The sequence below is a fragment of the Cellulomonas palmilytica genome (genome assembly GCF_021590045.1).
Taxonomy (GTDB): domain Bacteria; phylum Actinomycetota; class Actinomycetes; order Actinomycetales; family Cellulomonadaceae; genus Cellulomonas; species Cellulomonas palmilytica.
Map to the genome: position 1 here is coordinate 1,045,401 of NZ_CP062221.1, position 25,897 is coordinate 1,071,297.

The 25,897-nt window shown below is 73.2% G+C and carries 19 protein-coding genes; 8 read left to right on the forward strand and 11 right to left on the reverse strand.

Annotated elements, in window-relative coordinates; translation table 11 throughout:
• Nucleotides 1-76: 76 nt before the first annotated feature.
• Nucleotides 77-2,389: an Ig-like domain repeat protein gene (locus F1D97_RS04995; protein ID WP_236122637.1), complete on the forward strand. Its 2,313-nt coding sequence runs from the start codon at nucleotides 77-79 to the stop codon at nucleotides 2,387-2,389.
• 83 nt (nucleotides 2,390-2,472) lie between these two features.
• Entirely contained in the window at nucleotides 2,473-4,725 is a 2,253-nt protein-coding gene (locus F1D97_RS05000) for an Ig-like domain repeat protein (protein ID WP_236122638.1), read from the forward strand.
• Between the two features lie 44 nt (nucleotides 4,726-4,769).
• Here the strand turns inward: F1D97_RS05000 and F1D97_RS05005 are convergent, their stop codons facing one another.
• The 3 genes from F1D97_RS05005 to F1D97_RS05015 all read right to left on the reverse strand — a co-directional run bounded on the left by F1D97_RS05005 (nucleotide 4,770) and on the right by F1D97_RS05015 (nucleotide 7,210).
• Complete coding sequence (locus F1D97_RS05005; RefSeq protein WP_236122640.1) at nucleotides 4,770-5,738, reverse strand: alpha/beta hydrolase; 969 nt, start codon at nucleotides 5,736-5,738, stop codon at nucleotides 4,770-4,772.
• A gap of 92 nt (nucleotides 5,739-5,830) precedes the next feature.
• The gene (locus F1D97_RS05010; RefSeq protein ID WP_236122642.1) at nucleotides 5,831-6,478 is read right to left on the reverse strand and encodes a histidine phosphatase family protein; all 648 of its coding nucleotides are present in this window, start codon (nucleotides 6,476-6,478) and stop codon (nucleotides 5,831-5,833) included.
• Between the two features lie 108 nt (nucleotides 6,479-6,586).
• Nucleotides 6,587-7,210 carry a TetR/AcrR family transcriptional regulator gene (locus F1D97_RS05015; RefSeq protein ID WP_236122644.1) on the reverse strand — a complete coding sequence of 208 codons (624 nt, stop codon included), beginning with the start codon at nucleotides 7,208-7,210 and terminating at the stop codon, nucleotides 6,587-6,589.
• Between the two features lie 131 nt (nucleotides 7,211-7,341).
• Here F1D97_RS05015 and F1D97_RS05020 point away from each other — a divergent pair, with 131 nt between their 5' ends.
• The 4 genes from F1D97_RS05020 to F1D97_RS05035 all read left to right on the forward strand — a co-directional run bounded on the left by F1D97_RS05020 (nucleotide 7,342) and on the right by F1D97_RS05035 (nucleotide 12,403).
• Nucleotides 7,342-8,178 carry an alpha/beta fold hydrolase gene (locus F1D97_RS05020; protein ID WP_236122646.1) on the forward strand — a complete coding sequence of 279 codons (837 nt, stop codon included), beginning with the start codon at nucleotides 7,342-7,344 and terminating at the stop codon, nucleotides 8,176-8,178.
• 233 nt (nucleotides 8,179-8,411) lie between these two features.
• Nucleotides 8,412-9,002 carry a hypothetical protein gene (locus F1D97_RS05025; RefSeq protein WP_236122648.1) on the forward strand — a complete coding sequence of 197 codons (591 nt, stop codon included), beginning with the start codon at nucleotides 8,412-8,414 and terminating at the stop codon, nucleotides 9,000-9,002.
• 352 nt (nucleotides 9,003-9,354) lie between these two features.
• Nucleotides 9,355-11,943 (forward strand): ATP-dependent chaperone ClpB, encoded by a 2,589-nt coding sequence (clpB, locus tag F1D97_RS05030; RefSeq protein ID WP_236122654.1) that lies wholly within the window; start codon nucleotides 9,355-9,357, stop codon nucleotides 11,941-11,943.
• Between the two features lie 40 nt (nucleotides 11,944-11,983).
• Nucleotides 11,984-12,403 (forward strand): hypothetical protein, encoded by a 420-nt coding sequence (locus F1D97_RS05035; RefSeq protein ID WP_236122655.1) that lies wholly within the window; start codon nucleotides 11,984-11,986, stop codon nucleotides 12,401-12,403.
• 46 nt (nucleotides 12,404-12,449) lie between these two features.
• On the opposite strand, the gene F1D97_RS05040 is transcribed toward F1D97_RS05035, so the two are convergent.
• Nucleotides 12,450-13,076 carry a septum formation family protein gene (locus tag F1D97_RS05040; protein ID WP_236122657.1) on the reverse strand — a complete coding sequence of 209 codons (627 nt, stop codon included), beginning with the start codon at nucleotides 13,074-13,076 and terminating at the stop codon, nucleotides 12,450-12,452.
• A 117-nt stretch (nucleotides 13,077-13,193) separates the two neighbouring features.
• On the opposite strand from F1D97_RS05040, the gene F1D97_RS05045 reads away from it, so the two are divergent.
• The gene (locus F1D97_RS05045; protein WP_236122665.1) at nucleotides 13,194-14,237 is read left to right on the forward strand and encodes a Gfo/Idh/MocA family protein; all 1,044 of its coding nucleotides are present in this window, start codon (nucleotides 13,194-13,196) and stop codon (nucleotides 14,235-14,237) included.
• Between the two features lie 4 nt (nucleotides 14,238-14,241).
• Here F1D97_RS05045 and F1D97_RS05050 read toward each other — a convergent pair whose 3' ends face one another.
• Complete coding sequence (locus F1D97_RS05050) at nucleotides 14,242-14,877, reverse strand: DUF4190 domain-containing protein (RefSeq protein WP_236122667.1); 636 nt, start codon at nucleotides 14,875-14,877, stop codon at nucleotides 14,242-14,244.
• Nucleotides 14,874-15,671 (reverse strand): exodeoxyribonuclease III, encoded by a 798-nt coding sequence (locus tag F1D97_RS05055; protein ID WP_236122671.1) that lies wholly within the window; start codon nucleotides 15,669-15,671, stop codon nucleotides 14,874-14,876. Before F1D97_RS05055 ends, F1D97_RS05050 begins: the two co-directional genes overlap by 4 nt.
• A 114-nt stretch (nucleotides 15,672-15,785) precedes the next feature.
• Here F1D97_RS05055 and F1D97_RS05060 point away from each other — a divergent pair, with 114 nt between their 5' ends.
• Complete coding sequence (locus tag F1D97_RS05060; RefSeq protein ID WP_236122672.1) at nucleotides 15,786-16,808, forward strand: glycoside hydrolase family 43 protein; 1,023 nt, start codon at nucleotides 15,786-15,788, stop codon at nucleotides 16,806-16,808.
• On the opposite strand, the gene F1D97_RS05065 is transcribed toward F1D97_RS05060, so the two are convergent.
• From F1D97_RS05065 to F1D97_RS05085, 5 genes are all read right to left on the reverse strand, one after another.
• The gene (locus F1D97_RS05065; RefSeq protein ID WP_236122673.1) at nucleotides 16,805-17,194 is read right to left on the reverse strand and encodes a hypothetical protein; all 390 of its coding nucleotides are present in this window, start codon (nucleotides 17,192-17,194) and stop codon (nucleotides 16,805-16,807) included. The two genes, F1D97_RS05060 and F1D97_RS05065, sit on opposite strands and share 4 nt — an antisense overlap.
• A gap of 145 nt (nucleotides 17,195-17,339) precedes the next feature.
• Nucleotides 17,340-21,485 carry a fibronectin type III domain-containing protein gene (locus tag F1D97_RS05070; protein WP_236122678.1) on the reverse strand — a complete coding sequence of 1,382 codons (4,146 nt, stop codon included), beginning with the start codon at nucleotides 21,483-21,485 and terminating at the stop codon, nucleotides 17,340-17,342.
• Between the two features lie 219 nt (nucleotides 21,486-21,704).
• On the reverse strand, nucleotides 21,705-23,228 hold the full coding sequence (gene glpK, locus F1D97_RS05075) for a glycerol kinase GlpK (protein ID WP_236122681.1): 1,524 nt from the start codon (nucleotides 23,226-23,228) through the stop codon (nucleotides 21,705-21,707).
• Between the two features lie 47 nt (nucleotides 23,229-23,275).
• The gene (locus tag F1D97_RS05080) at nucleotides 23,276-24,022 is read right to left on the reverse strand and encodes an MIP/aquaporin family protein (RefSeq protein WP_236122683.1); all 747 of its coding nucleotides are present in this window, start codon (nucleotides 24,020-24,022) and stop codon (nucleotides 23,276-23,278) included.
• Between the two features lie 78 nt (nucleotides 24,023-24,100).
• A complete protein-coding gene (locus F1D97_RS05085) occupies nucleotides 24,101-25,846 on the reverse strand; it encodes a glycerol-3-phosphate dehydrogenase/oxidase (RefSeq protein ID WP_236122684.1) in 1,746 nt (581 codons plus the stop codon).
• Nucleotides 25,847-25,897 lie beyond the last annotated feature (51 nt).

Below are 25,897 nucleotides of genomic sequence, written 5' to 3' on the forward strand. Positions count from 1 at the left end.
CCATCCCCTGGACCCGCCCCCGCGGGTCGCCCACCCGACCGAGCCGCTCCAGCCGGCCGTCGACGAGAGGTAGCCCATGCCCCTGACCACACCCGTGGCCACCACCGCAGTGGCCGCAGCGCCGCTCACGCGCGCCCGCCGCGTGCTGCTCGCCCTGACCGCGGCCGTCGCGCTGCTCGTCGCCGGGCTCGCCGTCCCCGCGCGCGCGGCCGACCCGCTCGACATCACCGGGCGCGTCGTGTTCCCCTCGGGGTACACGTACGACGCGTCCGCGCCCCCGCGGTTCGAGGTGCGCTACCCGACGAGCGCCACGACGACGGAGGCCGTGCGTTACCCGGTCCTGTACGTCACGGTCGCCGCGGACGGGACGTTCACCGTCCCCGGCAGCCGGCTGGAGTCGACGCGCCAGTACTACCTGCTGCTCGCGGACGGTCAGCAGCGCCTCGTCGCCGGGTACGTGAACGCGAGCGGCGGGATCTCCCCGCAGCACCCCGCCGGCGCGCTGTTCTCCCCGGGCCGCACCGGCGTCGTCGTGAGCACGACGATCGGCCAGCAGGTCACCGGCCGCATCGTGCTGCCGAGCGGGTACACCGCGGACGCCAACCGGCCGCTCAGCCTGTGGGCGAACGTCGGCACGCCGTACGCGGGCGACGAGCGGTGGACCTACGGGAAGATCGCGTCCGACGGCTCGTTCGTCGTCGGCGGCTTCGCGTCGGGCCAGGCGGTCCGGATCTCGATCCTCGACCCGCAGGAGAAGCTGTACGACGGCGCGTGGAACCCCACCGACGGGTACTTCTCGGCGACCCGGCTGAAGGCCGGCACGGTGAACGCCGGCGCGAGCGGTCTGACGCTGCGCCCGAACCTGGCCGGCAGCATCTCCGGGCGGGTCGTGGCGGACGCCGCCTTCCTCGCCAACACCTCCGTCTCGCTGGACGCGGTCGTCGACACGTCCGGCATCAAGGAGGGCTTCTCGTACGACGCGGCCGACGACGGCACGTTCACCATCCCCGACCTCGACACCGGCCGCTCGTACGCGATCAGCATGTTCACCTTCGGGTCGCTGCAGTCCGGGGCGCTGCGCGCCGACGGGTCGTGGTCCCCGGTCCCGCGGGACGACAAGGGCTTCGCGGCCACCTGGTCGAGCCTCAAGAAGATCCGACCGACCGCCACGGGCGTCGTCCTGCGGCCGACGGTCAGCGAGGGCGTGCACGGCTTCGTGACCGTCCCGGACGGCTTCCAGTTCGACCGCTGGGACACGAACGCCGCGAGGGTCCAGCTGTGGCGGCGCGGCACGGACGGCGTCTGGGCGACGAACGCGACCGACGTCGCGTTGGTCGAACCGAACGGCTGGTTCTCGCTGAGGGCCTTCGACGAGGCGAAGCGCACCGAGGACCACCTGCTGTACTTCGAGCCGAACGCGTCGGTGAACGCGAAGAACGCGCGGTTCACGGCCGGCTTCTGGACGGGCAGCACCACGGCGCTGACGAGCGACCCGGCGAAGGCGAAGGTCGTCAGGCACACGACCGGCGTCGACGTGCGGATCCCGTTCGCGGTGCGGAACCTGACCAAGCCGTCGGTCACCGGGACGGTCCGGGTCGGGTCTGCCGTGAAGGTCGCCGCGGGCACGTGGGACCCGTCGTCGGTCACGACGAGCGTGCAGTGGCTGCGTGACGGCACGGCGATCAGCGGCGCGACGTCGACGACGTACACGCCGAAGGCGGCCGACGAGGGCACGAAGCTCTCGGTGCGCGTGACGGCGAACGGCGGCACGGGGTGGCTCGCGACGTCGGCCACGTCCGCGGCGGTGACGGTCGCGCCCGCGCCGATCAGCAACGTGACGCGCGTGTCGATCTCCGGCACGGTCGGCTACGGCAAGACGGTCTGGGCGAACCGCGGCACGTGGTCGCAGACGCCGACGTCCACGAGCGTGCAGTGGCTGCGTGACGGTGTCGCGATCAGCGGTGCGACCGGCTCGTCGTACAAGGTCACGAAGTCCGACGTGGGCACGCAGCTGTCGGTGCGCGTGACGGCGAAGGCCGCGGACGGGTCGACCGCGCGCTCGACGTCGGTGCAGACGAAGGTGCCGAAGGTGACGCCGACGGTGAAGGTGTCGGTGCCGTCGGTGAAGGCCGGCACGAAGCTGAAGGCCACCGTGACAGTGGACTCCGGTGGTCTGGTGACCAAGCCGCTCGGCACGGTCGCGGTGACCATCGGCTCCAAGACGATCAAGGTCACGCTGACGGCCACTCACGCCGGGAAGGTCACCGTCACCCTGCCCGCGCAGGCCAAGGGCTCCCACAAGGTCACGGCGACGTACTCGCCGACCTCCACGTCCACGACCTACCTGACCGGCGCGACCTCGTCGGCCGTCACGGTCAAGGTCACCTGACGCCGGAGGGCCGCCGGTACCCGCCGGCGGCCCTCCGCACGCACGCCGCCCACCGAAGCGCTCGACCTCGACGAGAGGCACCCATGACCACCGCCCTGACCCCGCCGCGCGCGCGGACCCCGCTCCTCGCCCTCGCGTGCGCGCTCCTGATGGTCCTCACCGCGCTCGCGGTGCCGGCCCGCGCCGCCGACCCCGCGCCCATCTCGGGACGCGTCGTGTTCCCCGCGGGGTACACGTACTCCGAGGCCACGCCGCCCCGCATCGAGCTGCGCGTGCTCACGGGCGTCGGCACCGGGACGCAGACCCCGACCCTCCCGGCCACGTTCGTGCCGGTCGCGGCGGACGGCACGTTCACGGTCGCGCGCGACCTGCGCGAGGGCCGCAGCCACCTGCTGCTCCTGCACGACGGGCAGCACCGCCTGCTCAGCGGGTACGTCACCGCAACGGGGACGACCGCGCTGTTCCACACCGACGCCGCGGTCATCGAGCCGGGCACCACCGGGCTCGTCGTCAACGCGTCCCTCGCGGCGCAGGTCAGCGGACGGCTCCAGCTCCCCGCGTCGTACACGAACCCGTCGCGGCTCACGATCGAGGGGGTCGTCGGGACCACCCCGACCCGGCGCGTGAGCGGCACGGTGCACGCCGACGGCACGTTCGTCGTGGGCGGCGTGCCCGCGGGCACGGCCGTCCACCTGACCCTCGCGGACAACACGCGCGCGCTGCACACCGGCACGTGGAACGCCGCCGACGGGTTCTTCGTCCCCTCGCGCGCCGACGCGACGCCCGTCACCGCCCCCGCGAGCGGCCTGACCGTGCCGGTCAACCCGAACGGCAGCATCTCCGGGCGCATCGAGGCGCCCGACTACAGCCCGTACGAGGCGCCGCTCGTCCTCATGGCGGTGACCGGCACGGCCGGCACGATCGAAGGGACCCGCCTGTGGTCCCACGACGACGGCACGTTCACGCTGGACGGCCTCGACACCGGACGGTCCTACGCGCTGGTCGTCGCGAGCGGGTTGGGGCTGGTCGACACCGGGGTGATGGCGGCCGACGGCTCGGTCCTGCCCGCGGGTGACGACCTGTCGGCCGTCTGGTCGCGGGCGCGGCTGATGCGACCGGGCACCACGGGCGTCGTCCTGCGGCCCACGCTGCTCTCCGGGATCCGCGGGCGGGTCGTCGTGCCCGAGGGCTTCGCGATCGACCCGGACGAGAACGGCGCGCTCGTCGTGCACCTGTACCAGCGGGACGGCAGCACGGGGCAGTGGGCCAAGAAGTCCTCCGAGCCGGTGCGCGAGGACGGGACGTTCGCGTTCGCGGCGCTCTGGCTGGAGCCGAAGGCCGACCACGCGCTCTGGCTCGAGCCGAACCACGCCACGAACCCGCGCAACGCGCCGTTCGCCGCCGGGTTCTGGACGGGGAGCACGACACCGCTGTCGACGGACGTCGCGGACGCGAAGCTCGCCGCGTTCTCCACGACGCGGGACGTGCTGATCCCGCTCGCGGTGCAGAACGTCACGCGGCCCGCGATCACGGGCACCGCGCGGACCGGTGCCACGCTGCAGGCGAGCACCGGGACGTGGAACCCGTCGTCGGCGACGACGAGCGTGCAGTGGCTGCGCGACGGCGCGGCGATCTCCGGCGCGACCTCGTCGTCGTACACCGTGACCGCGGCCGACAGCGGGAAGAAGCTGTCGGTGCGCGTGACCGCGAAGGGCGGCACGGGCTGGCTGCCGACCACCGTGACCTCGGCGCCCGTCACGGTCACCTCGCCGATCGTGAACGTCACGCGGGTGTCGATCTCCGGGACCGTCGGCTATGGGAAGACGGTATGGGTCAAGCGCGGTGAGTGGTCGCCGGACCCGGTGTCGACGAGCGTGCAGTGGCTGCGTGACGGTGTCGCGATCAGCGGGGCGACGGGCTCGTCGTACAAGGTCGGCAAGTCCGACGTGGGCACGAAGCTCTCGGTGCGGGTGACCGCGAAGGGCGCGGACGGCTCGACCGCGCGGTCCACGTCGGTGCAGACGAAGGTGCCGAAGGTGACGCCGACCGTGAAGGTGTCGGTCCCGTCGGTGAAGGCCGGGACCGCGCTGAAGGCGACGGTGACGGTGGACTCGGCCGGTCTGGTGACCAAGCCGCTCGGCACGGTCGCGGTGACGGTCGGGTCGAAGACCGTGAAGGTCACGTTGACCGCGTCGCACGCGGGGAAGGTGACCGTCACGCTGCCCGCGCAGGCCAAGGGTTCCCACAAGGTCACCGCGAAGTACTCGCCCACCTCGACGTCGACGACCTACCTCAACGGCGCGACGTCGTCCGCGGTGACGGTCAAGGTCACCTGACGCACCCCACCCCGGGGCGGTGCCCACCCGCCCCGGGGTGCTCGTCAGGCGGGGGCGTGCGCGTCGAGGAACTCCACGACGGTGCGCAGGTACTCCTCGCGCGCGGGCGCGGGGGACAGCGCCAGGTCGTGCGCGCCGCCCGGGACCGTGACGAGCGTGACGTCCGTGCCGAGCCGCGAGGCGCGGGCCGCGATCTGCGCCACGTCCAGCACCGAGTCCGTGGTGAGCAGGCCGTCGTGGACGCGGTCGTCGGGACCCGTCGCGTCGGACGTCACGACGAGCACGGGCTCGCGGATGTCGAGGCCCCGGGCCACGCGCGCGTGGCCGGCGCGGATGGTGCGGATGAACGACGCGCGCACCGGGAACCCCTCGTGCGGCTTCCACGCCAGGTCGTACGTCCACTCGCCGCCCGAGCCGGAGTGCAGCGCACGCCCGTAGTGCGGCTGGATGTGGCCGACGACGAGGTCGGGCGCGATCCGGCCGAGCACACGCAGGATGCGCGTGGTCACCACCCGGTCGAACCACGGCTTGCGCAGGTCGAGCCACGGCGAGTTGAGAACCACGGCGTCGACCCGGCCGGGCCGCGCGTGCGCCCACAGCGCCGCGACGAGCCCGCCCGTGGAGTGGCCGAGCAGCGCGACGCGGTCGTGGTCGGCGCGCAGGCGTGCGACCGCCGCGTCGATCTCGGGCGCGTAGCCCGCGAGCTCGCGGATGTGGTTGGCGTGCCGGCCCTCGCGGATCGACCGCCCGTAGTCGCGCAGGTCGAGTCCGTACAGGTCCCAGCCCGCGGCGTCGAGCGCGTCCGCGACGTGCGGGTGGAAGAAGTAGTCGACGAACCCGTGCAGGTACAGCACCGCGCGCCGGTGCCGCGGCGGCCGGTGCACGAGGGTCGCCACGGGGTCCACGCCCGCACGCCCGGACTCGGCGTCCGGCGGCAGCGTGAGCGTCCGCGCGACCCACGGCTCACCCAGCACGTCCGGCTGCTCGTCACCCCACGCGGCCCCGTCGCTCATCTGCGCATCGTGCCCCACGCGCCGCACCCGCCGCGACGCGCTGACGGGTGGACTTGCGCTCACCAGGCGAGCGGAAGTCCACCCGGTACCGGTCAGGCGACCGGCGCGAGGGCGGGGCGGGCGGCGAGGGTGCCCTGGGCGGCGACGTCCTCGGCCAGGCTCGCGATGCGGGGTGTGCCGGCCGCGTCGACCTCGACCGTGGTCACCGAGGCGTTCGGCAGTGCGACCAGGCCGACGGGCGCGAGCGTCGCGAGCCACGCGCCCAGCGCGAGGCCGTGCCCGACGACGAGCACGTGCGCGTCGGACCCGAGGTGCTGCTCGACGAGGTGCGCGAACACGCTCGTCGTACGCCGCATGAAGTCCGCGGCGTGCTCCCCGCCCGGCAGGCCGGGGTGGGTCCCGGCGAGCACCTGCTCGACGAGCGCGGCCCACGGGAGCACGGCGTCGAGCTCGTGCTCGGGCCGCCGCTCGTAGGCGCCGAAGTGGTACTCGCGCAGGTCCGGGTGCGTGCGCAGCCGCACGCCCTCGTGGTGCCGCAGCAGCTCGACCGCGGTCGACACCGCCCGCCCGGACGGTGAGGACCAGGCCGCGGTGAACGGGGTGCCGGCCAGGTGCCGCGCGGTCACCCGCACGCCGGCGCGTCCCTCGCGGGTGAGCGGGGAGTCGCAGCGTCCCTGCAGGACGCGGCGGGCGTTGAAGTGGGTGCGCCCGTGCCGTACGAGCGTCAGCGTGAGGGTCATCGTCGCCCTTTCGTCGTCGTCGCGACCGACGCTAGGCAGGAGCGGTGTCGCGACGACGACGCCGGGGTGTCCCAGCGGTGACGGGCGGACGGCCGGTGCGGGTCGGGGTCAGCGCCCGGCGCCACGCGTGCGGGCGAGGGCGGCGTCGACGAGGACCTCGGCAGCCTGGCGGGCCTGCGCGGCGGGATCCGAGGTGCCCGAGATCGCGGCGGTGGTCTGCGCGCCCTCGGCGAGCAGCGCGAGCTGCGCCCCGAGCGTCTCGTCGCCGCCCGCCTCGACCGCGAGCCGGGCGACGAAGTCCTGGAACGAGCGCTTGTGCTCGCGGACGGCCTCGGCGACCGCGGGGGAGCCGGCCCCGAGCTCGCCGAACGTGTTGATGAACCCGCACCCGCGGAACCCGTCGTCGCAGAACCACGCGCCGAGGTGGTCGAACATCGCGAGCAGCCGCTCGCGGGGCGTGCCGGCACCGGCGACCGCGCGGGTCAGGCCGTCCTCCCAGCGGTGGTGCCGGGCGTCGAGCACCGCGAGCACGAGCTGCTCCTTGCCGGGGAACTCGGAGTAGAGGCGCTTGAGCGAGACGCCGGACGCCGTGCGGACCTCGTCCATGCCGACGGCCTGGACCCCGCTCGCGTAGAAGAGCTCGTCGGCGGCGGCGACCACGCGCGCGCGTGCCTCCTCGGGGGTCGTCCGGGGCGCCCGGGCGGGGGTCGCCCGGCTCGTCGTACCGGCCATCGTCGGCCTCTCTTCCGTCCGCGTGGTGACCGGTTCGTCCGGACCACTTGCAATGAGAACGATCGTTCTCTATGTTAGCGGACATCAGGAGAGAACGACCGTTCTCGCCGCGACGTACGAGGGGCACCGCCATGGGACGCATCACGGTCGGCACGGAGAACTCGATCGACTTCCAGCTCCACTACGAGGACAAGGGCACCGGCCAGCCGGTCGTCCTCATCCACGGCTTCCCGCTGGACGGGAACTCCTGGGAGGCGCAGACCGCCGCCCTCCTCGACGCGGGCTACCGCGTCGTCACGTACGACCGCCGCGGCTTCGGTCGGTCCGACGAGCCGTCGGTCGGCTACGACTACGACACGTTCGCCGCGGACCTCAACACCGTGCTCGAGACCCTCGACCTGACGGACGCGGTCCTCGTCGGCTTCTCGATGGGCACCGGCGAGGTCGGCCGCTACCTCGGCACCTACGGCTCGGCGCGCGTCGCCAAGGCCGTGTTCATCGGCTCGCTCGAGCCGTACCTCACCAAGACCGACGACAACCCCGACGGCGCGCAGCCCGCGGAGTTCTTCGAGGAGGTCGCGGCCACCGTCCGCGTGGACCGCTACGCCTACTTCACCGCGTTCTACCAGGACTTCTTCAACCTCGACGAGTTCCTCGGCAGCCGCATCAGCGAGGAGCAGGTGCGCCGCGCGTGGGACGTCGCCGCGCAGTCCGGGCCCGTCGCGTCCGCGGCCGCCCCGCTCTCGTGGGGCGAGGACTTCCGCTCCGACATCCCGAAGATCGACGTGCCCGCGCTGATCATCCACGGCAGTGCCGACCGGATCCTGCCCGTCGAGGCCACCGGACGGCTGTTCGCCCAGGCGCTGCCGAGCGCGCAGTACGTCGAGATCGAGGGCGCCCCGCACGGCCTGCTCACCACGCACGCCGCCGAGGTCAACGCCGCCCTCCTGCCGTTCCTGGCGGGCTGACCCAGAGCGGAGCCCCTGACCCCCGCGGGCCGGGGGCTCCGCCATGCCCGCCCCCGGTGGGCCCTCCTGCTGCACCCGGGCGCCTTCGCGCCCCGCCCGGCCCTTCGATGCAGGGATGAGTGCAGCACCCGCCGGGGTCGGGCCGCGAGCTCTGCAGTCATCCCTGCAGTCATCCCTGCATCGACGGCGTGCGCGGTGTCCGGGTCGCCACACATGCCCGGTATCGTGCCCGGATGAGTCGCGCCGCACGCCGCCAGCCGTTCCGAGCCCCGCAGCAGGGGCTCAGCCTCGACCGGGCGGGGGTGGCGGCCGGCGCCGCCGCGGTCCTCGTCGTGCTGGGGCTCGCCGCGTGCGGGAGCTCCGGGGTCGGCGCGGACACCGAGGAACGGATGGCGTACGCGGGGATCGCGCGGGACCTGGTCTACGTGACCGACGTCGACGGGTTCGACGTCGCCGTGCAGTCCGCGGGCGTCTCCGGCGACGACGGCTTCGCGGCGGCGTACGTCGGCGAGGGCGGGACCCTCTGGGTGCGGACGTCGCGCCGGCCGGCGGGCCAGGTGGAGCCGTGCGCCGACCTGGACGCCTCTGCGGACGTGACGGCGTGCGAGGTGGTGCACGACGACGTGCACGTGCTGCTCGAGGGCGACGGCGTCGACGCCACGACGCTGCGCGAGGCCGGCGCCGCGGTCCGCCCGGCGCGCGACGGCGAGCTCGCCCAGCTCCTGGCCGAGCTCCCCGCACCGCCGGACGGCGAGCCGGTCGAGCGTGGCGACCTCCCCCCGGGCGACGGCGCCCCCGACAACTCCGGCGGCCAGGGCGGCTGACCCCCACCCGACCCCACCCCCAGCCACCACCCTCCTCCCCGCCGCGCACGGGACGCCCGCAGCACGATGCGAGGCCGGCTGCCCCTCATATCGACCCCGTCGATGCAGGGCTGGATGCAGGATCCGCCGCTGCCTGGCGGCCGGGGCTGCATCGATCCCTGCATCCAGGGGATGGGGGGGCGCCTGGGCGCCGCGGTGGGTCGGCGGGGGCTCGCGGGGGAGGTGCGGGGGAGGCGCGGCGGGCGGGTGGACCGCGGTAGGCGGGCGGAAGTTGAGTGGAATAGACTCAACTTTGTCGCGTTGGGATGTGCAGACACATCGACGACGCGCGAGACTCGCGCAGGGAGGTCACGTGGACGCCAAGCTCACGACCCGCTCGCAGGAGGCGCTCGGCAGCGCCATCCAGTCCGCGAGCGCCGCCGGCAACCCGCAGCTGGAGCCGGCGCACATCCTCGACGCGCTGCTCCAGCAGGAGGGCGGCGTCGCCAACGGGCTGCTCGACGCGGTCGGAGCCGACCGCGGGGCGCTCGGCCGCGCGGTGCGCGGCATCCTCGTCAACCTGCCGTCGTCGTCGGGCTCGACGGTCGCGCAGCCCAACGCGTCGCGCGCGACGTCCGCCGCGATCGAGGCGGCCAACGCGGAGGCCCGCACGCTCGGCGACGACTACGTCTCGACCGAGCACCTGCTCATCGGCCTGGCCGCGGGCCAGTCGGGCGTGGCCGACGCGCTGCGCGCGGCCGGGGCGTCGCGCGACGCGCTGCTCGCGGCGCTGCCCACGGTGCGCGGCAACGCGCGCGTCACCAGCCCGAACCCGGAGGGCACGTACAAGGCGCTCGAGAAGTACGGCGTGGACCTCACGCAGCGCGCCGCGGAGGGCAAGCTCGACCCGGTGATCGGCCGTGACTCGGAGATCCGCCGCGTCGTGCAGGTGCTCTCGCGCCGCACCAAGAACAACCCCGTGCTGATCGGTGAGCCGGGCGTCGGCAAGACCGCCGTGGTCGAGGGGCTCGCGCAGCGCATCGTCGAGGGCGACGTCCCGGAGTCGCTGCGCGGCAAGCGGCTCGTCTCGCTCGACCTCGCGTCGATGGTCGCGGGCGCGAAGTACCGCGGCGAGTTCGAGGAGCGCCTCAAGGCGGTGCTCGAGGAGATCAAGGGCTCCGACGGGCAGGTCGTCACGTTCATCGACGAGCTGCACACGGTCGTCGGCGCGGGTGCCGGCGGCGAGGGCGCGATGGACGCGGGCAACATGCTCAAGCCCATGCTCGCGCGCGGCGAGCTGCGGCTGGTCGGTGCGACGACGCTCGACGAGTACCGCGAGCACGTCGAGAAGGACCCGGCGCTCGAGCGGCGGTTCCAGCAGGTGTTCGTCGGCGAGCCGTCCGTGGAGGACACGGTCGCGATCCTGCGCGGGCTCAAGGAGCGGTACGAGGCGCACCACAAGGTGACCATCTCGGACGCCGCGCTCGTGGCCGCGGCGGCGCTGTCCGACCGGTACATCACCGGCCGCCAGCTCCCGGACAAGGCGATCGACCTGGTCGACGAGGCCGCCTCGCGGCTGCGCATGGAGCTCGACAGCTCGCCGATCGAGATCGACGAGCTGCAGCGTGCCGTGACGCGCCTGGAGATGGAGGAGGTCGTCCTGTCGGAGTCCGACGACCCCGCCTCGCTCGACCGGCTCGAGCGGCTGCGCAAGGACCTCGCGGACCGGCGCGAGGAGCTCGCGGCGCTGAACGCGCGCTGGGAGAAGGAGAAGGCGGGCCACAACCTCGTCGGCGACCTCAAGGCGCGCCTGGACGCGCTGCGCTCCGACGCGGAGCGCCTGCAGCGCGAGGGTGACCTGGAGAAGGCCGCGCGGCTGCTCTACGGCGAGATCCCCGCGGTCGAGCGGCAGATCGCGGACGCCGAGGCGTCCGAGGCCGCCGCGGACACCGTCGACGCGCCGCCGATGATCGCGGAGAAGGTGGGTCCCGACGAGATCGCCGAGGTCGTCTCGGCGTGGACGGGCATCCCCGCGGGCCGCATGCTCGAGGGCGAGACCGCCAAGCTGCTGCGCATGGAGGAGGTGCTCGGCGAGCGCCTCATCGGGCAGAAGAAGGCCGTCGCGACGGTCTCGGACGCGGTGCGCCGCGCCCGTGCAGGCATCAGCGACCCGGACCGTCCCACGGGCTCGTTCCTGTTCCTCGGCCCCACGGGCGTCGGGAAGACCGAGCTCGCGAAGGCGCTCGCGGACTTCCTGTTCGACGACGAGCGTGCGATGGTCCGCATCGACATGTCCGAGTACGGCGAGAAGCACTCCGTGGCGCGGCTCGTCGGCGCGCCGCCCGGGTACGTCGGCTACGAGGAGGGCGGCCAGGTCACCGAGGCCGTGCGCCGCCGCCCGTACTCGGTGGTGCTGCTCGACGAGGTCGAGAAGGCGCACCCCGAGGTGTTCGACGTGCTGCTGCAGGTGCTCGACGACGGCCGGCTGACCGACGGCCAGGGCCGCACGGTCGACTTCCGCAACGTCATCCTCATCCTCACCTCGAACCTGGGCTCGCAGTTCCTGGTCGACCCGCTGCTGTCGGAGACGGAGAAGCGGGACGCCGTGATGGGCGCGGTGCGTACCGCGTTCAAGCCGGAGTTCCTCAACCGGCTCGACGACGTGGTGCTGTTCGAGGCGCTGACGCTCGACGAGATCGGGCACATCGTCGACCTGCAGGTCGCCGCGCTCGCGCGTCGCCTCGCGGATCGTCGGCTCACGCTCGACGTCACGCCCGCGGCCCGCGACTGGCTCGCGATCGAGGGCTACGACCCGGCGTACGGTGCGCGCCCGCTGCGCCGCCTGGTGCAGCGCGAGATCGGCGACAACCTCGCCAAGGCGCTGCTGTCCGGCCAGATCCACGACGGCCAGACGGTCGTCGTCGACCGCAGCGACACGGGCCTGACGATCACGTCGGCCTGACTCGACCACCGCGCCGCGGCGCTGCAGGGAGGAAGGTGGCATGGCTGACGTCGCGGGACCCGCGCTGCGCGCGGCGGTGGACGAGCTCGCGCGTGAGCTCGAGGCGTACCTGTGCGCGGGTGCGGAGCGCGAGGCGGTCGTCTGGTCGCCGGACACCGAGATCACGGTGCGCCTGTCCGCCAGGGGCGACGACGAGATCTGGGTGACAGCGGGCTCAGGGCTGCTGATCCGGTTCGCCGCGGCGTCCGACGGGGACATGGGCGACGTCGCCGACGCGGTGCGGCGGATCGTCGCGGGGGAGGCCGTCGAGATGTTCGGCGAGCGTCGTCGCGCGGACGACGGGCCCGCGGCGGCGACGGGCTACACGCTGGGCGGCCCGGACCGCGTGTTCGCCGGTGGGCTCGACGCCGAGCAGGCGCGATGGACCGCGCGGATCGGCGGGCCGTTCGCAGCCCGGTGAGGTGTTCGACGTGCTGCCTGACGAGCACCCGTGCCGGGTGCTGGTGTCACACATGGCCGGGGAGGAGCTCGGAGGTGCCGGCGACGAGCGAGCCCGTCGTCGGAGCCGAGCGCGCCGCGTAGAAGCAGTAGGCGACGCGTCCGCCCTCGTCGTCCCACTGGCTGCTGTGGGGCCACGCGATGTAGTGGCGGTAGCTCTCCGGGCTCGTCGCCTGCTCGCCCGGCGCGGTGCCGAACGCGTGGTTCGCGTGCATGCACGCCGCCTCGATCTCGGCGAGCTCGGTCCAGTCGGACTCGTCGAACGGCTCGGTCAGGGCGACGGTGGCGCTCAGCTCCGTGAGGTGCGGCCGCTCGCAGTCGACCTCGTGCAGGTCGGACATGTCGTCGGCGCCAGGAACCTCCGTGTAGCACGTCCCGGGCGGCAACCCGAGAGGCAGCGTGAACTCCTCCTCGGCGGTGCCGGCCGTCGGCGAGGGCAGCACGGACAGCTGGCCGTCGATCTGCTCGAGCCTGTCCATCGTCGGGAGCAGGGCGAAGCCCACCATGACGGAACCGGCCACCGCGAGGACGGCGACGAGGATGAGCCGCGTGCGCACGCCGCGGAGACGCCGCCTCTGCGCATCGGTGAGGTTGTCGGTCAGGCCGTCGGGCCACGGGGTCCGGTCTGTGAGCATGACGCAGGACCGTAGCGACATGACGACCGGGTCGTCCCGAGTTCTCCACAGGGGGTGCCGCGCGGCACGCCGGTGGCGGCCGCACCGACCACGTCGTGAGCGTGCCAGAGTGTGCGCGTGACGCTGCTGCTGCCCGAGCCCCGGTTCCCCGACCCGTCCGACGCGCCGAGCCTGCGCTGGGGCGTGATCGCCCCGGGCTGGATCGCGGGGCACTTCGTCGGGTCGCTGCGCCGGAACACCGGGCAGCGCGTGGTGGCGGTCGCGAGCCGGGACCAGGCTCGCGCGCAGGCGTTCGCCGACGAGCACGGGGTCGAGCGAGCACTGTCGTCGTACGACGCGCTCGTCAACGATCCCGAGGTCGACGTCGTGTACGTCGCGAGCCCGCACAGCCACCACGTGGACCAGGCGCTCGCGGCGATCGCGGCGGGCAAGCACGTGCTCGTCGAGAAGCCCATGGCGCGCAACGCGGCCGAGGCGCGGCTCATCGTGGACGCCGCGCGCGCGGCGGGCGTGCTCGCGATGGAGGCGATGTGGACGCGGTACCTGCCGCACGTGGACGTGCTGCGTCAGGTCCTGGAGAGCGGGACGATCGGCCGGCCGCGCTGGGTGACGGGGTCGTTCGCGACGCGGACCGAGGTGCCGGACGACCACCGGCTGATGGACCCGGCGCTCGCGGGCGGCGTGCTGCTCGACATCGGCATCTACCCGCTGTCGTTCGCGTCGTTCGTCGCGACGACGGTGGGTCTGCCCGCGACGCCCACGGACCTGCAGGTCATGGGCTCGCTCGCGCGCACGGGCGTCGACGAGCAGGTCGCGCTGCAGGTCGCGTACCCGGGGCTGCAGGCGCAGCTGTTCACGTCGATGCTGACGCCTGCCGACGACGAGGCGCGCGTGCACGGCGAGGCGGGCTGGGTCACCACGGGTCCGCGGTTCCGCGGGCCGTCGAGCGTGACGCTGCACGTGGGCGACGAGGCCGCGACGTGGGACGACAACCGCGTCGAGGAGCTCGACGGCCTGTGCTTCCAGGCCGCGGCGCTCGCGCGCTACGTCGCGGAGGGGCGCACGGAGTCGCCGCTGCACCCGCTCGACGAGGTGCTCACGGTGCTGGAGACGGCCGACGAGGTGCGTCGCAGGCTCGGGGTCGTCTACCCCGGGGAGTGACGCGTCAGCGGGCTCGCTGCACGCACAGCCCGAGGCGGTCGCCGGCCTTCCAGCCGGCCTCGTCGGGCGCCCACACGACGTCGAGCGGCTCCCCCGTGCGCGCGTAGTGCTCGTCGTCGAGGCACGCGCGCTCGACGAGCTCGTCGACGACCTGCTGGCCGGGCCACGCGGAGCCGCCCTGCACGGTGACGCGCGCGCGGACCTCGGCCTCGTGCGGGTCGGAGCAGGGCACGACGACGACCTCGCTCACCGGCCCGTCGGCGGGCAGGTCGCGGATGCAGTGGCCGCCGCCGAGGCGGTCGACGGTCGTGGTGACGGGCTCGGTGACGTCCGTCGGGATCGTGCGGTCGCGCTCGAACGCCACGGCGATCCCCACGCCCAGGGCGAGCACGACGAGCGTGCCGACGGCACCCACTGCGATGCCGGCGACCGCGAGACCACGCCCGCGCGTGCCGTTCGCCCGCACGGCCCGGAGCGCGGTGATGCCGAACGCCACGGCGAGCAGGCCGAACGTCGGCCACAGCCAGAACAGCAGGGACACGACGAGCGCGGCGACGGCGAACTTCTCGACCGGGCGCTGGGTGGCCGCCCACGTCGGGGCGTAGTGCTCGGGCGGGAACGGGTCCGGGGTCTGGCTCATGCGTCCTCCGCGAGGTCCAGGACCACGGGCACGTGGTCGGAGGCGCCCTTGCCCTTGCGCTCGTCGCGGACGATCGTCACGCCCGTGACCCGCGCCGCGAGGGCCGGGGAGGCGTAGGTGAGGTCGATGCGCATGCCCTTGTTCTTCGGGAAGCGCAGCTGCTGGTAGTCCCAGTACGTGTAGGTGTGCTCGGCCGGCAGGTGCTCGCGCGACACCTCGGTGTACCCGGCGTGGCCGATCGCGGCGAACGCGTCGCGCTCGGCGGGGGTGACGTGGGTGCGGCCCGCGAACCACGCGGGGTCCCACACGTCGGTGTCGAGCGGCGCGATGTTCCAGTCGCCGACGAGCGCGACCTGCGCGTCGGGGTCGGCGGCGAGCCAGCCGGCAGCGGCGTCGCGCAGCCGCGCGAGCCAGTCGAGCTTGTACGCGTAGTGCGGGTCGTCGATCGCGCGGCCGTTGGGCACGTACAGGCTCCACACGCGCACGCCGCCGGCGGTCACGCCGATCGCGCGTGCCTCGGCCGCGGCGGGGTCACCCCAGGTCGGCATGCCGGGGAAGCCGATCTCGACGTCCTCGATGCCGACGCGCGAGACGACGGCGACGCCGTTCCACTGGCTGTACCCGACGTGCGCGACCTCGTACCCGAGCGCCTCGAACGCCTCGTGCGGGAACTGCTCGTCCTTGCACTTGGTCTCCTGCAGCGCGAGCACGTCGATGCCGGACCGCTCGAGGAACGCCACCGCCCGGTCGGTGCGGGCACGGATCGAGTTGATGTTCCAGGTGGCGACGCGCATGCCGCGCAGGCTACCGGGCGCGCGTCCGGTCCGGTCCGGAGGACCCAAGGCCTGGCGTCCGACCGATAGTCCACCTGTAGAGTTTCGGCAGCATCCCCGAAAGGACTGGTCCACATGCACGTTCGAGCAGCCGACACCGTCGCGGACCCCGCGGCAGGAGCCTTCGCGCAGGTGCTGCCCGACGCGCCCCCGGGACCCCTCATCGACAGCATCTGGACCGCCGACCCCTCGGGTCACGTGTGGGACGGCACGCTGTGGATCTACCCCTCGCACGACGAGGACACGGGCGCGGCCGCGGACAACGACGGCAGCCACTACGACATGCGCGACTACCACGTGCTGTCGCTCGACTCGATCGACGGCGAGGTCGTCGACCACGGCGTCGCGCTCACGCTCGACCAGGTCCCGTGGGCGGCCCGCCAGCTCTGGGCGCCCGACGCGGCGCGCCGCGGCGACACGTACTACCTGTACTTCCCGGCCAAGGACCGCGAGGGCGTGTTCCGGATCGGCGTCGCCACGGCCGACCACCCCGCGGGCCCGTTCACCGCGCAGCCCGAGCCGATCCCCGGCGCCTACAGCATCGACCCCGCCGTGTTCACCGACGACGACGGCTCGTCGTACCTGGTCACGGGCGGCATCCTGGGCGGTCAGCTGCAACGCTGGCGCGACGACGTCTACACGGGCGTCGACGCGTACCCGGGTCTCGACGAGCCCGCGCTCGCGCCCCGCGTCGCGCGCCTGTCCGACGACCTGCTCTCGCTCGCCGAGCCCACGCGTCCGCTCGTGCTCGTCGACGACGAGGGCCGACCGCTCCTGGCCCGCGACCCGAACCGGTTCTTCGAGGGTGCGTGGCTGACGAAGGTCGGCGACACGTACGTGTTCATGTACTCGAACGGCGACTCGCACCAGCTGGTGCACGCCACGGGTGACTCGCCGTACGGGCCGTTCACGTACCGCGGTGTGCTGCTCGAGCCGGTGATCGGCTGGACGACGCACGGCTCGATCGTCGAGTGGAACGGCGCGTGGTACCTGCTGTACCACGACGCCGAGCGCTCGGGTCGTGACCACCTGCGCACGGTCCGCATGGCCCGCCTGGACCTGCGCCCCGACGGCACCTTCGCGACGGTCCGCCGCTAGACCTCGGCGTCGGCCGGCTGCTCGTCCGTCGCGTCGGCGCTGCTGTCGGCGTCGGCGGGCGTCTCGGCGGGCGTCTCGGCGGACGCGGCCTCGGCCGCCTTATCGGCCTGCTCCTGGTCGAAGAGCACGCGCGCGGCCATCATGCTCGCGAGGTCGATGTTCGTCACGGCCTGCCACACGCCGATGAGCAGCGTGACGAGGCCGATGAGCCCGATGATCGCACCGAGCACCATCGTCGGCACCCCCGCGCTGGTGTCGTAGCCGTCGAGCACGATCGACCGCAGGTTCTGCTGCTGGCCGGCCAGGTAGATGACGACCCCGAAGATCAGGATGACGACGCCCCACAGGACGGTCCCCGCGGACGGCTTCCACTGGCTCGACCTCATCATGACCTCCGTGACCCCCGGCGGCCCGTCCGCCTGCGCCGACCGTAGTGCGCGGCGGGACCTCGTGGGCCCGGAACCCGGGCTCGACCGGGTGAGATGACGAAGGCCGCCCCGGGGAGGAACCGGGGCGGCCTCGTCCGCGTCGTCAGACCCGCCGACGCCGCGAGGTGAGCGCCACGACGAGACCGCCCACCAGGAGCAGGCCCACGCCGAGCGTCAGGACCCGTCCGGCCGAGGTGCCCGTGACGGCGAGCGCCGGGGTCGGGGTGGTGGTCGGGACCGGCGAGGGGGCGGCGGCTGCGTCCTCGAGCGCCACGAGCACGCCCGCCGCGACGCTCACGAGCGCGCCGTTCGCGGCCGTCCCGTTGACCTGGAGCGTGTGCTCGCCGAGCGGGACGTCGTCGCCGATCACCAGCGCCGTGGTGAACGTGCCGTCCGCCTCGACCGTCGTCGTGCCCAGGGACGTGGGCGTCGAGAACAGCCACGAGTCGACGCTCTCGCCGGCCCGGAAGTCGGCGCCGGTGACGAGCAGCGAGCCGCCGGGGCGCAGGACGAGCCGCCCGGCGGGGTCGAGCGGCTGACGGTGGCCGTCGGCGTCGCGCGCGACCAGCCGGAGCGTCACGCCGCCGACCGTGACGGTGCGCACGCCCTCGTCGTCGCCCACCGCGGGCTCGGTCCGTTCGCCGTCGACCCACCCGGCCGTCTCGCCGGGCGACAGGTGCGGCAGGCCGACCGTGCCGTCCTCGTCGGGCAGCTCGAGCGGCGCGGCGGTCGGCGTGACGGTCTGCGTGGGGCTCGCGGCGCCCGCTCCGAGCGCGTTGCGTGCGCGCACGCTCACGTCGTACGCGGTGCCGTTGACCAGCCCGGTCACGACGAGCGGCGACGTGTCTGCCACGGTCCACGTGGTGCCGCCGTCGAGGGAGTAGTCGTACCCGGTGACGGGCAGGCCCCCGGTGACCGCGGGCTCGTCGTACGTGACGGTGACGCTGCGGCTGCCGGCGGTGGCCGTGACCGCCGGGGCGCCGGGGACGTCCTGGCCGGACAGGTGCAGCGTGAACGTCGTCTGCCCGACGAGCACGTAGCGGTCCTGCGCGGGCCGCGCGACGACCGTGACGTCGCCCGTGAGCGCGTGGTCGCCCGGCGCGAGCGGCGTGCGCCCGTGCACGTAGGCCACGCCGTCGACGGCCGGGATCGTCACGACGTCGTCCGCCGTGCCCGGCAGGTCGGTCGCGGTGGGCGCGAGCGGCGTCACGTGGACCAGGTCGGTGAACGTGAACGTGTGCTCGAGCGTGCCGGTGAGCTCGTGCTGCGGGGCGGCGGTCGCGACGAGCGTGACCGTGCCCGTCCCGGGGTACGTGCCGGGCGCCAGGACGTCGCCGCCCCGCGTCCACACGACGCCCGGGACGTCGGGCAGCGTGAACGTGTCGTCGGCGGTGCCGTCGACGTCGTGCCACGTGGGCGCGACGACCGTGACGAGCGTGATGTCCGTGAACACGAGCGTGAACTGCGTCGCGCCGGACAGTGCGTAACCGGCCGTGGCGGTCGCGGTCACGACGACCGTGCCCGCACCCGGGTAGGTCCCGGCGGGCAGCACGTCGCCGTCGACCGAGTACTCGACGCCCGTGGCCGACGGGATGGTGAACGTGTCGTCGGCCGTGCCGTAGTCGTCGACCGACGTGGGCACGGCCGGCGTCACCAGGCGGATGTCGGTGAACGTGAACGTCCACTGCGACGCGCCCGTGAGCACGTAGCCGGCGGCGGCGGTCGCGGTCACGGTGACCGTGCCGCTGCCCGGGTAGGTCCCGGCGCCGACCGGCGCTCCGTCGATCGCGTACTGCACGCCGGTGACCTGGGGGATCGTCACGGTGTCGTCGGCGGTCTCCCACGGGTCGGCGAACGTCGGCGCGGTCGCGGTGGCCGGGCGGACGTCGGTGAACGTGTGCGTCCACGACGACGCCCCGGACAGCTCGTACCCGGCGGTGGCGGTCGCGGTCACGACGACCGTGCCCGTCGCGGGGTGGGTGCCCGGCGCGACGGGCGAGCCGTCGACGGCGTACTGCACGCCGGTGACCGCGGGGATGGTGAACGTGTCGTCGTCGGTGCCGTGCTCGTCGTCCCAGGTCGGCTCGTCGGCGGTGACCAGGCGGATGTCGGTGAACGTGTGCGACCACGACGCGGCGCCGGTCAGCTCGTGGCCCGCGGTGGCGGTCGCGGTGACCGTGACCGAGCCCGCTGCGGGGTACGTGCCGGGCGCCACGGGCTCGTCGTCGACCGCGTACTGCACGCCGGTCACCGACGGGATCGTGTAGGTGTCGTCGTCCGTGCCGTAGGCGTCGTGCCAGGTCGGCGCGTCCGCGGTGACCAGCCGGACGTCGGTCAGGGTGAACGTCCACGACGACGTGCCGGTGAGCTCGTGGCCCGCGGTCGCCTCGGCGGTCACGACGACCGTCCCGGTCACCGGGTAGGTGCCCGCGGCGCGCTCGTCGTCGTCCACGAGGTACCGCACGCCCGTGACGGACGGGATGGTGAGGGTGTCGTCGGCGGTGCCGTACGTGTCGTGGACCGACGGCGCGGTCGCGCTGACCCGCGTGATGTCGGTGAACGTGTGCGTGAACCGGTCGGGCCCGACCAGGACGTAGCCCGCGGTCGCGGCCACGTCGACCGTGACCGTGCCGGCGGCGGCGTACGTGCCGGGCGCGAGGGGCGCACCGTCCAGGGAGTACTGGACGCCGGTGACGGACGGGATCGTGTAGGTGTCGTCGTCCGTGCCGTACGAGTCGTACCAGGTCGGTTCGACCGCGGTCGCCTGGCGGACGTCCGTGAACGTGTAGGTCCAGGACGCCGGGCCGGTCAGCACGTAGCCCGCGGTCGCGGCCGCGGTGATCGTGGTCGTCCCGGCCGTGCCGTACGTGACGCCCGGGGTGAGGACCGTCTCGCCGAACAGGTACTGCACGCCGGTGACCGACGGGACGGTGACCGTGTCCTCGGCCGTGCCCCACGTGTCGTGCCAGGTCGGCTCGGGCGCGGTCACCTGGCGGACGTCGGTGAACGTGTGCGTGAACTGCGACGCGCCGGTGAGCTCGTACGCCGACGACGACGCGGCGGCCGTCACGACGACCGTGCCCGACGCGGGGTGGGTGCCCGCCGCGACGGGCGACCCGTCGACGGAGTACTGCACCCCGGTGGTCGTCGGGATCGTGAAGGTGTCGTCCGCGGTGCCCCACGTGTCCGTCCACGTCGGCTCGGTGGCGGTGACGTGGACGGCGGAGGAGAACACCAGCGTGAACTGCGACGCTCCGGCGAGCGCGTAGCCGGGCGCGGCGGCCGCGGTCACGACGACGGTGCCGGTGCCGGCGTAGGTCCCGGCGGGCGTGACGGCGCCGCCGACCGAGTACACGACGCCCTCGGTCGACGGGATCGTGTACGTGTCGTCCGCGGTGCCGGACAGGTCGACCGTCGTCGGCGCGACCGCCGACACGAGGTCCTCCGCGGGTCGGGTCGTGGCGCCGCGCACGCAGTCGGTGGCGGGGTCGGCGACGGTCCCGATGCGCAGGTTGTCGATCATCACGGCCGAGTCGACCGAGTCGTCGCCGTGGTCGAAGACGCTGAAGAACAGCGACTGCTGCGTCCCCGGGGTCAGCGGCACCTGGGCGGTGAGCCGGGGGCTCGCGAAGGCGTAGGCCGTGCCCGAGGCCTCTGCGGTAGCGGCGTTCGGGTCGGAGAACAGCCCCGAGTTGACGGAGATGACCTTGCCCGTCGCGTCGAACGCGAAGTTGCCCGGTGCGTTGATGGTGGAGCCGGAGACCTGCCACGTGCTCTCGCCGACCTCGGCGATGAACCCGTCGTTGTAGTAGTCCCCGGGGTACTCGTCGGTCAGGAAGCGGAAGGTCACGCCGAGCAGGCAGTTGGCGGTCGCGGGGACGTCGAGCCGCACCTCGAGCGTCGTCACGTCGTAGGTCGCGGCGCCCCGCGTGCCCGCCGCCGACGACCCGAACGTGCCGTCGGTGAGGTAGTTCTCCGGGTCGCCGAGGTGGCTCGCCGCGCCGGTGGCCAGCACCGCGTACGAGCCGCCCTCGCGGCTCGGGAAGCCCGCGATCGTGTCCGTGCGCACGGCCGTGGCGCTCGCGTGCGGCGAGGTGAGGGTCGAGCTCGTCACGAGTGCCTGCGTCGCGGGCGAGAGCACCGCCGCGGTCAGCTCGGACGGGGTCGCCGCGGCGGCGGGTGCCGCGGTCCAGGCCGTGGCTGCGGTCAGTGCCATCGCGGTGGTGGCTGCGATCCTGCGCGCGCGCATGGGCGCACTCCTGTTCGTCGACGTCGACGCCCGAGCAGTGGCGTCATCGACAGATCGGCGCCCTGACCTGCGCCTTGAGGGTTCGGGACGGACGAAGGTCCCAGGTGCCCGGGTTACGGTGATACGTGGCTGTCTCGTTTCGAGGAGTGGACGCGCGGGACATGACGGAGGGCCGGGACGACGCCCGTCCCGGCCCTCCTGCCTGCCCCTCGAGCGGGACTACCGCACGTCGTCGTCGACCCAGTCGAACGTCTTCGTGACGGCCTTCTTCCACAGCCGGTACTGCCGGTCGCGCTCGTCGGTGTCCATCTGCGGGGTCCAGCGCTTGTCCTCGGCCCAGTTGTCGATGACGTCCTGCTCGCCCGACCAGTAGCCCACCGCGATGCCCGCCGCGTACGCGGCACCCAGCGCCGTGGTCTCCGCGATCTTCGGGCGCACCACGTCCACGCCGAGGATGTCGGCCTGGAACTGCATGAGCGCCTCGTTGGCGATCATGCCGCCGTCGACCTTGAGCTCGGTGAGGTCCACGCCCGAGTCCGCGTTCATGGCGTCGAGCACCTCGCGCGTCTGGAACGCCGTGGCCTCGAGCGCCGCGCGCGCGATGTGGCCCTTGTTGACGAACCGCGTGAGCCCGACGAGCGCACCGCGCGCGTCGGAACGCCAGTACGGCGCAAACAGCCCCGAGAACGCCGGCACGAAGTACGCGCCGCCGTTGTCCTCGACGCTCGCCGCGAGCTGCTCGATCTCCGGCGCCGACGAGATGATCCCGAGGTTGTCGCGCAGCCACTGGACCAGCGAGCCCGTGACCGCGATCGACCCCTCGAGCGCGTACACCGCGTCCGCGTCGCCGATCTTGTAGCAGACCGTGGTGAGCAGGCCGTTCTTGCTCGGGACGATCTCCGTGCCCGTGTTGATGAGCATGAAGTTGCCCGTGCCGTACGTGTTCTTCGCGTGACCCACCTCGAAGCACGCCTGCCCGAACGTCGCGGCCTGCTGGTCGCCGAGGATGCCCGCGATCGGCACACCCGCGAGCAGGCCCTTCTCGCGGCCCTGCCCGTAGACCTCCGACGACGAGCGGATCTCCGGCAGCATCGAGACCGGGATGCCCATCTCGGCGGCGATCTCCTCGTTCCAGGAGAGCGTGTCGAGGTTCATGAGCATGGTGCGCGACGCGTTCGTCACGTCCGTGACGTGCACGCCGCCCTCCGGCCCGCCGGTCATGTTCCACAGGACCCACGAGTCGGTGTTCCCGAACGCCAGGTGACCCGCCTCGGCCTTCTCCCGCGCACCCTCGACGTTGTCGAGGATCCAGCGGATCTTCGGGCCCGAGAAGTAGGTCGCCAGCGGCAGCCCCACGCGGTCCTTGTACCGCTCCGCGCCGCCCCCCAGAGCGCCGAGCTCGTCGCAGATCTTCTGCGTGCGGGTGTCCTGCCAGACGATCGCGTTGTACACCGGCTCGCCGGTGCGCCGGTCCCAGACCACCGCGGTCTCACGCTGGTTGGTGATGCCGACGGCCTCGATGTCGGAGTTCTGGAGGCTCGCCCGTCCGAGCGCCTGCCCGACGACCTCGCGGGTGTTGACCCAGATCTCCGTCGCGTCGTGCTCGACCCAGCCCGCCTTCGGGAAGATCTGCTCGTGCTCCTTCTGCCCGGTCGCGATGATGTTCGCCCTGTGGTCGAAGATGATCGCGCGCGTGCTCGTCGTGCCCTGGTCGATCGCCATGACGTACTTCGTGTCAGACATCTGCTTCCTTCACCTCGTCGTGAAATGGGGAGGGGTGACGCGCGCGGTCAGCCCAGGTAGTCGAGCGTCCACTGCGCGAGCAGGCCGGCGAGCGCGCCGCCGACGATCGGGCCGAGGACCGGCACCCACGCGTAGCCCCAGTCGCTCGAGCCCTTGCCCTTGATCGGCAGCAGGGCGTGCGCGATGCGGGGGCCGAGGTCACGGTTCGGGTTGATCGCGTAGCCCGTGGGACCACCGAGGCTCGCACCGATGCCGACGACGAGCAGGGCGACCGCGAGCGGCCCGAGCTCGGCCGGCGTCTTGCCGAACATCAGGATCACGTACACCAGCACGAACGTCGCGATCACCTCGGTCACGAAGTTCCAGCCGTAGCTGCGCACCTCGGGGCCGGTCGAGAACACCGCGAGCTTCGTGCCTGGGTCCGCCTCCTGGTCGAAGTGCTTCTTGTACGCGAGGAACGCGACCACCGCACCGAGGAACGCGCCGAGCATCTCCCCGGCCAGGTACACCATCGTCGAGGCGAACGTGATCGCCACCCCGGGGGCGTACTCGCCCGCGTCGTTCGCCAGCAGGCCGATCGTCACGGCGAAGTTGAGGTGGGCGCCGGACTTGTACGCGCCGTACACACCGGCGAAGACGGCGAGGCCCCACCCGAAGTTGATGAGGAGCCAGCCGCCCCCGAAGCCCTTGGTCCTCGGCAGGATGACGTTGGCCACGACACCGGCGCCGAGCAGGATCAGCAGGGCCGTGCCGACGACCTCGGAGACGAACACTTGCATGAGCGAGACGTCCATGGGTCCTCACTTCTGGAGACGGGACTTCGTTGTCACGTGCTCCCGCGCAGGGGGCGCGGGCGTCTGAGGTGGAGGCGCTCAGGCCTCCAGCGGCTTCATCGGGGCCAGGTCGAGCGCGCGCAGGCGGACCTTCTCGGCCGACGCGTCGTCGGTCTCCAGCGCGGCGGCCTCCTCGGCCTCGGCGCGCGCGCGGTACGCCTCGATCTCGTGGCGCGTCGTCGCGTCGTCCCAGCCGAGGACGGGCGCGACGAGCGCGGCGATCTCCTCGAGCGCGCCCACGCCTTTGTCCGCCTGCTCGTAGTTGAGCCGCGTGCGGTGCATGAGCACGTCGTCGAGGTGCAGCGCACCCTCGTGGCTCGCGGCGTAGACGATCTCCGCGCCGATGTACGCCGGGGCGTGGGCGAGCGGCTTCGCGAGCTCGGGGCGCTCGTCGCACAGGTCGGTCAGCTCGTTCAGCAGCGAGCCGTACCGGTGCAGCAGGTGGTCCATCCGCGGCCGGTCCCACCCGTAGCGCTTCGCGATCGCGCGCGACTGGCGCTGGATCACGGGCAGACCCTCGGCGCCGACGAGCGGCAGGTCGTGCGTGAGCGACGGCAACGTGGTCGCGCGCGAGCCGATCGCGAAGTCCACCGCGTCCTTCGCCATGACCCGGTACGTCGTGAGCTTGCCGCCCGCGATCACCGTCAGGCCCGGGGTGGGGGACGCGACGGTGTGCTCGCGCGACACCTTCGCCGACGACGTGCCCTCCTTGGTGCCAGGCTGCAGCAGCGGCCGCAGGCCCGCCCACGTGCCGATCACGTCGTCGCGCGTCAGCGGCCGCGCGAGCACGGCGTTCGCGTGGTCGATCACGTAGTCGATGTCCGCGCTCGTCGCGACGGGGTGCGTGAGGTCCTGCTCCCACGGGGTGTCGGTCGTGCCGATCACCCAGTACCGCGACCACGGGATGATGAACAGCACCGACTTCTCGGTCTGCAGGATCAGGCCCGTGTCGCCCGCGATGCGCGAGCGCGGCACGACGATGTGGATGCCCTTCGACGCGAGCACGCGCAGCCCGCCCTCGGAGCCGGCGAGCGACTCGGTCTGCTCGGTCCACACGCCCGTCGCGTTGATGACGTGCCGGGCGCGCACGTCGATGCGCTCACCGGTCTCCAGGTCCTCGACGACCGCGCCGGTGACCGCGCCGCCCGTCGTCGTCTGCAGGTCGAGGATCTGCGTGCGGCTCGCGGCGTGCGCGCCGTAGCTCACGGCCGTCCGGACGAGCGTGGAGACCAGGCGCGCGTCGTCGACGCTCGCGTCCCAGTACCGGACCGCGCCGATCGCCGCGTCGTGCCGCAGGTCGGGGAACAGGCGCTCCATGCCCTTGCGCGTCAGGTGCCGGTGGATCGGCATGGCGCGCCGCGTGCCGGAGACGGTCGCGAGCGTGTCGTACAGCGCGACGCCGGCGCCGACGTACGCGCGCTCCCAGACCCGGTTCTCCAGCGGGTACAGGAACGAGACGGGCTTGACCAGGTGCGGCGCGATCCGCTGGATGAGCAGGTCGCGCTCGGTGAGAGCCTCGCGCACCAGGTGGAAGTCGAGCATCTGCAGGTAGCGCAGCCCGCCGTGCACCAGCTTGCTCGAGCGGCTCGAGGTGCCGCTCGCCCAGTCCTGCGCCTCGACGATCGCGGTCGACAGGCCGCGCGTCACGGCGTCGAGCGCGATGCCGGCCCCCGTGACGCCGCCGCCGACGACGAGGACGTCGAGCTCGTCGCCCTGCTGCGCCGACTCCCGCAGCCTCGTCAGGGCGTCCTGTCGTGCCTGGGCCGTCAGCGGAGCGGTCCTCATCGCACGTCCTCCCGGTGGTGCTCGTCGTCGTCCTACCCGTGCCCGGCCGCC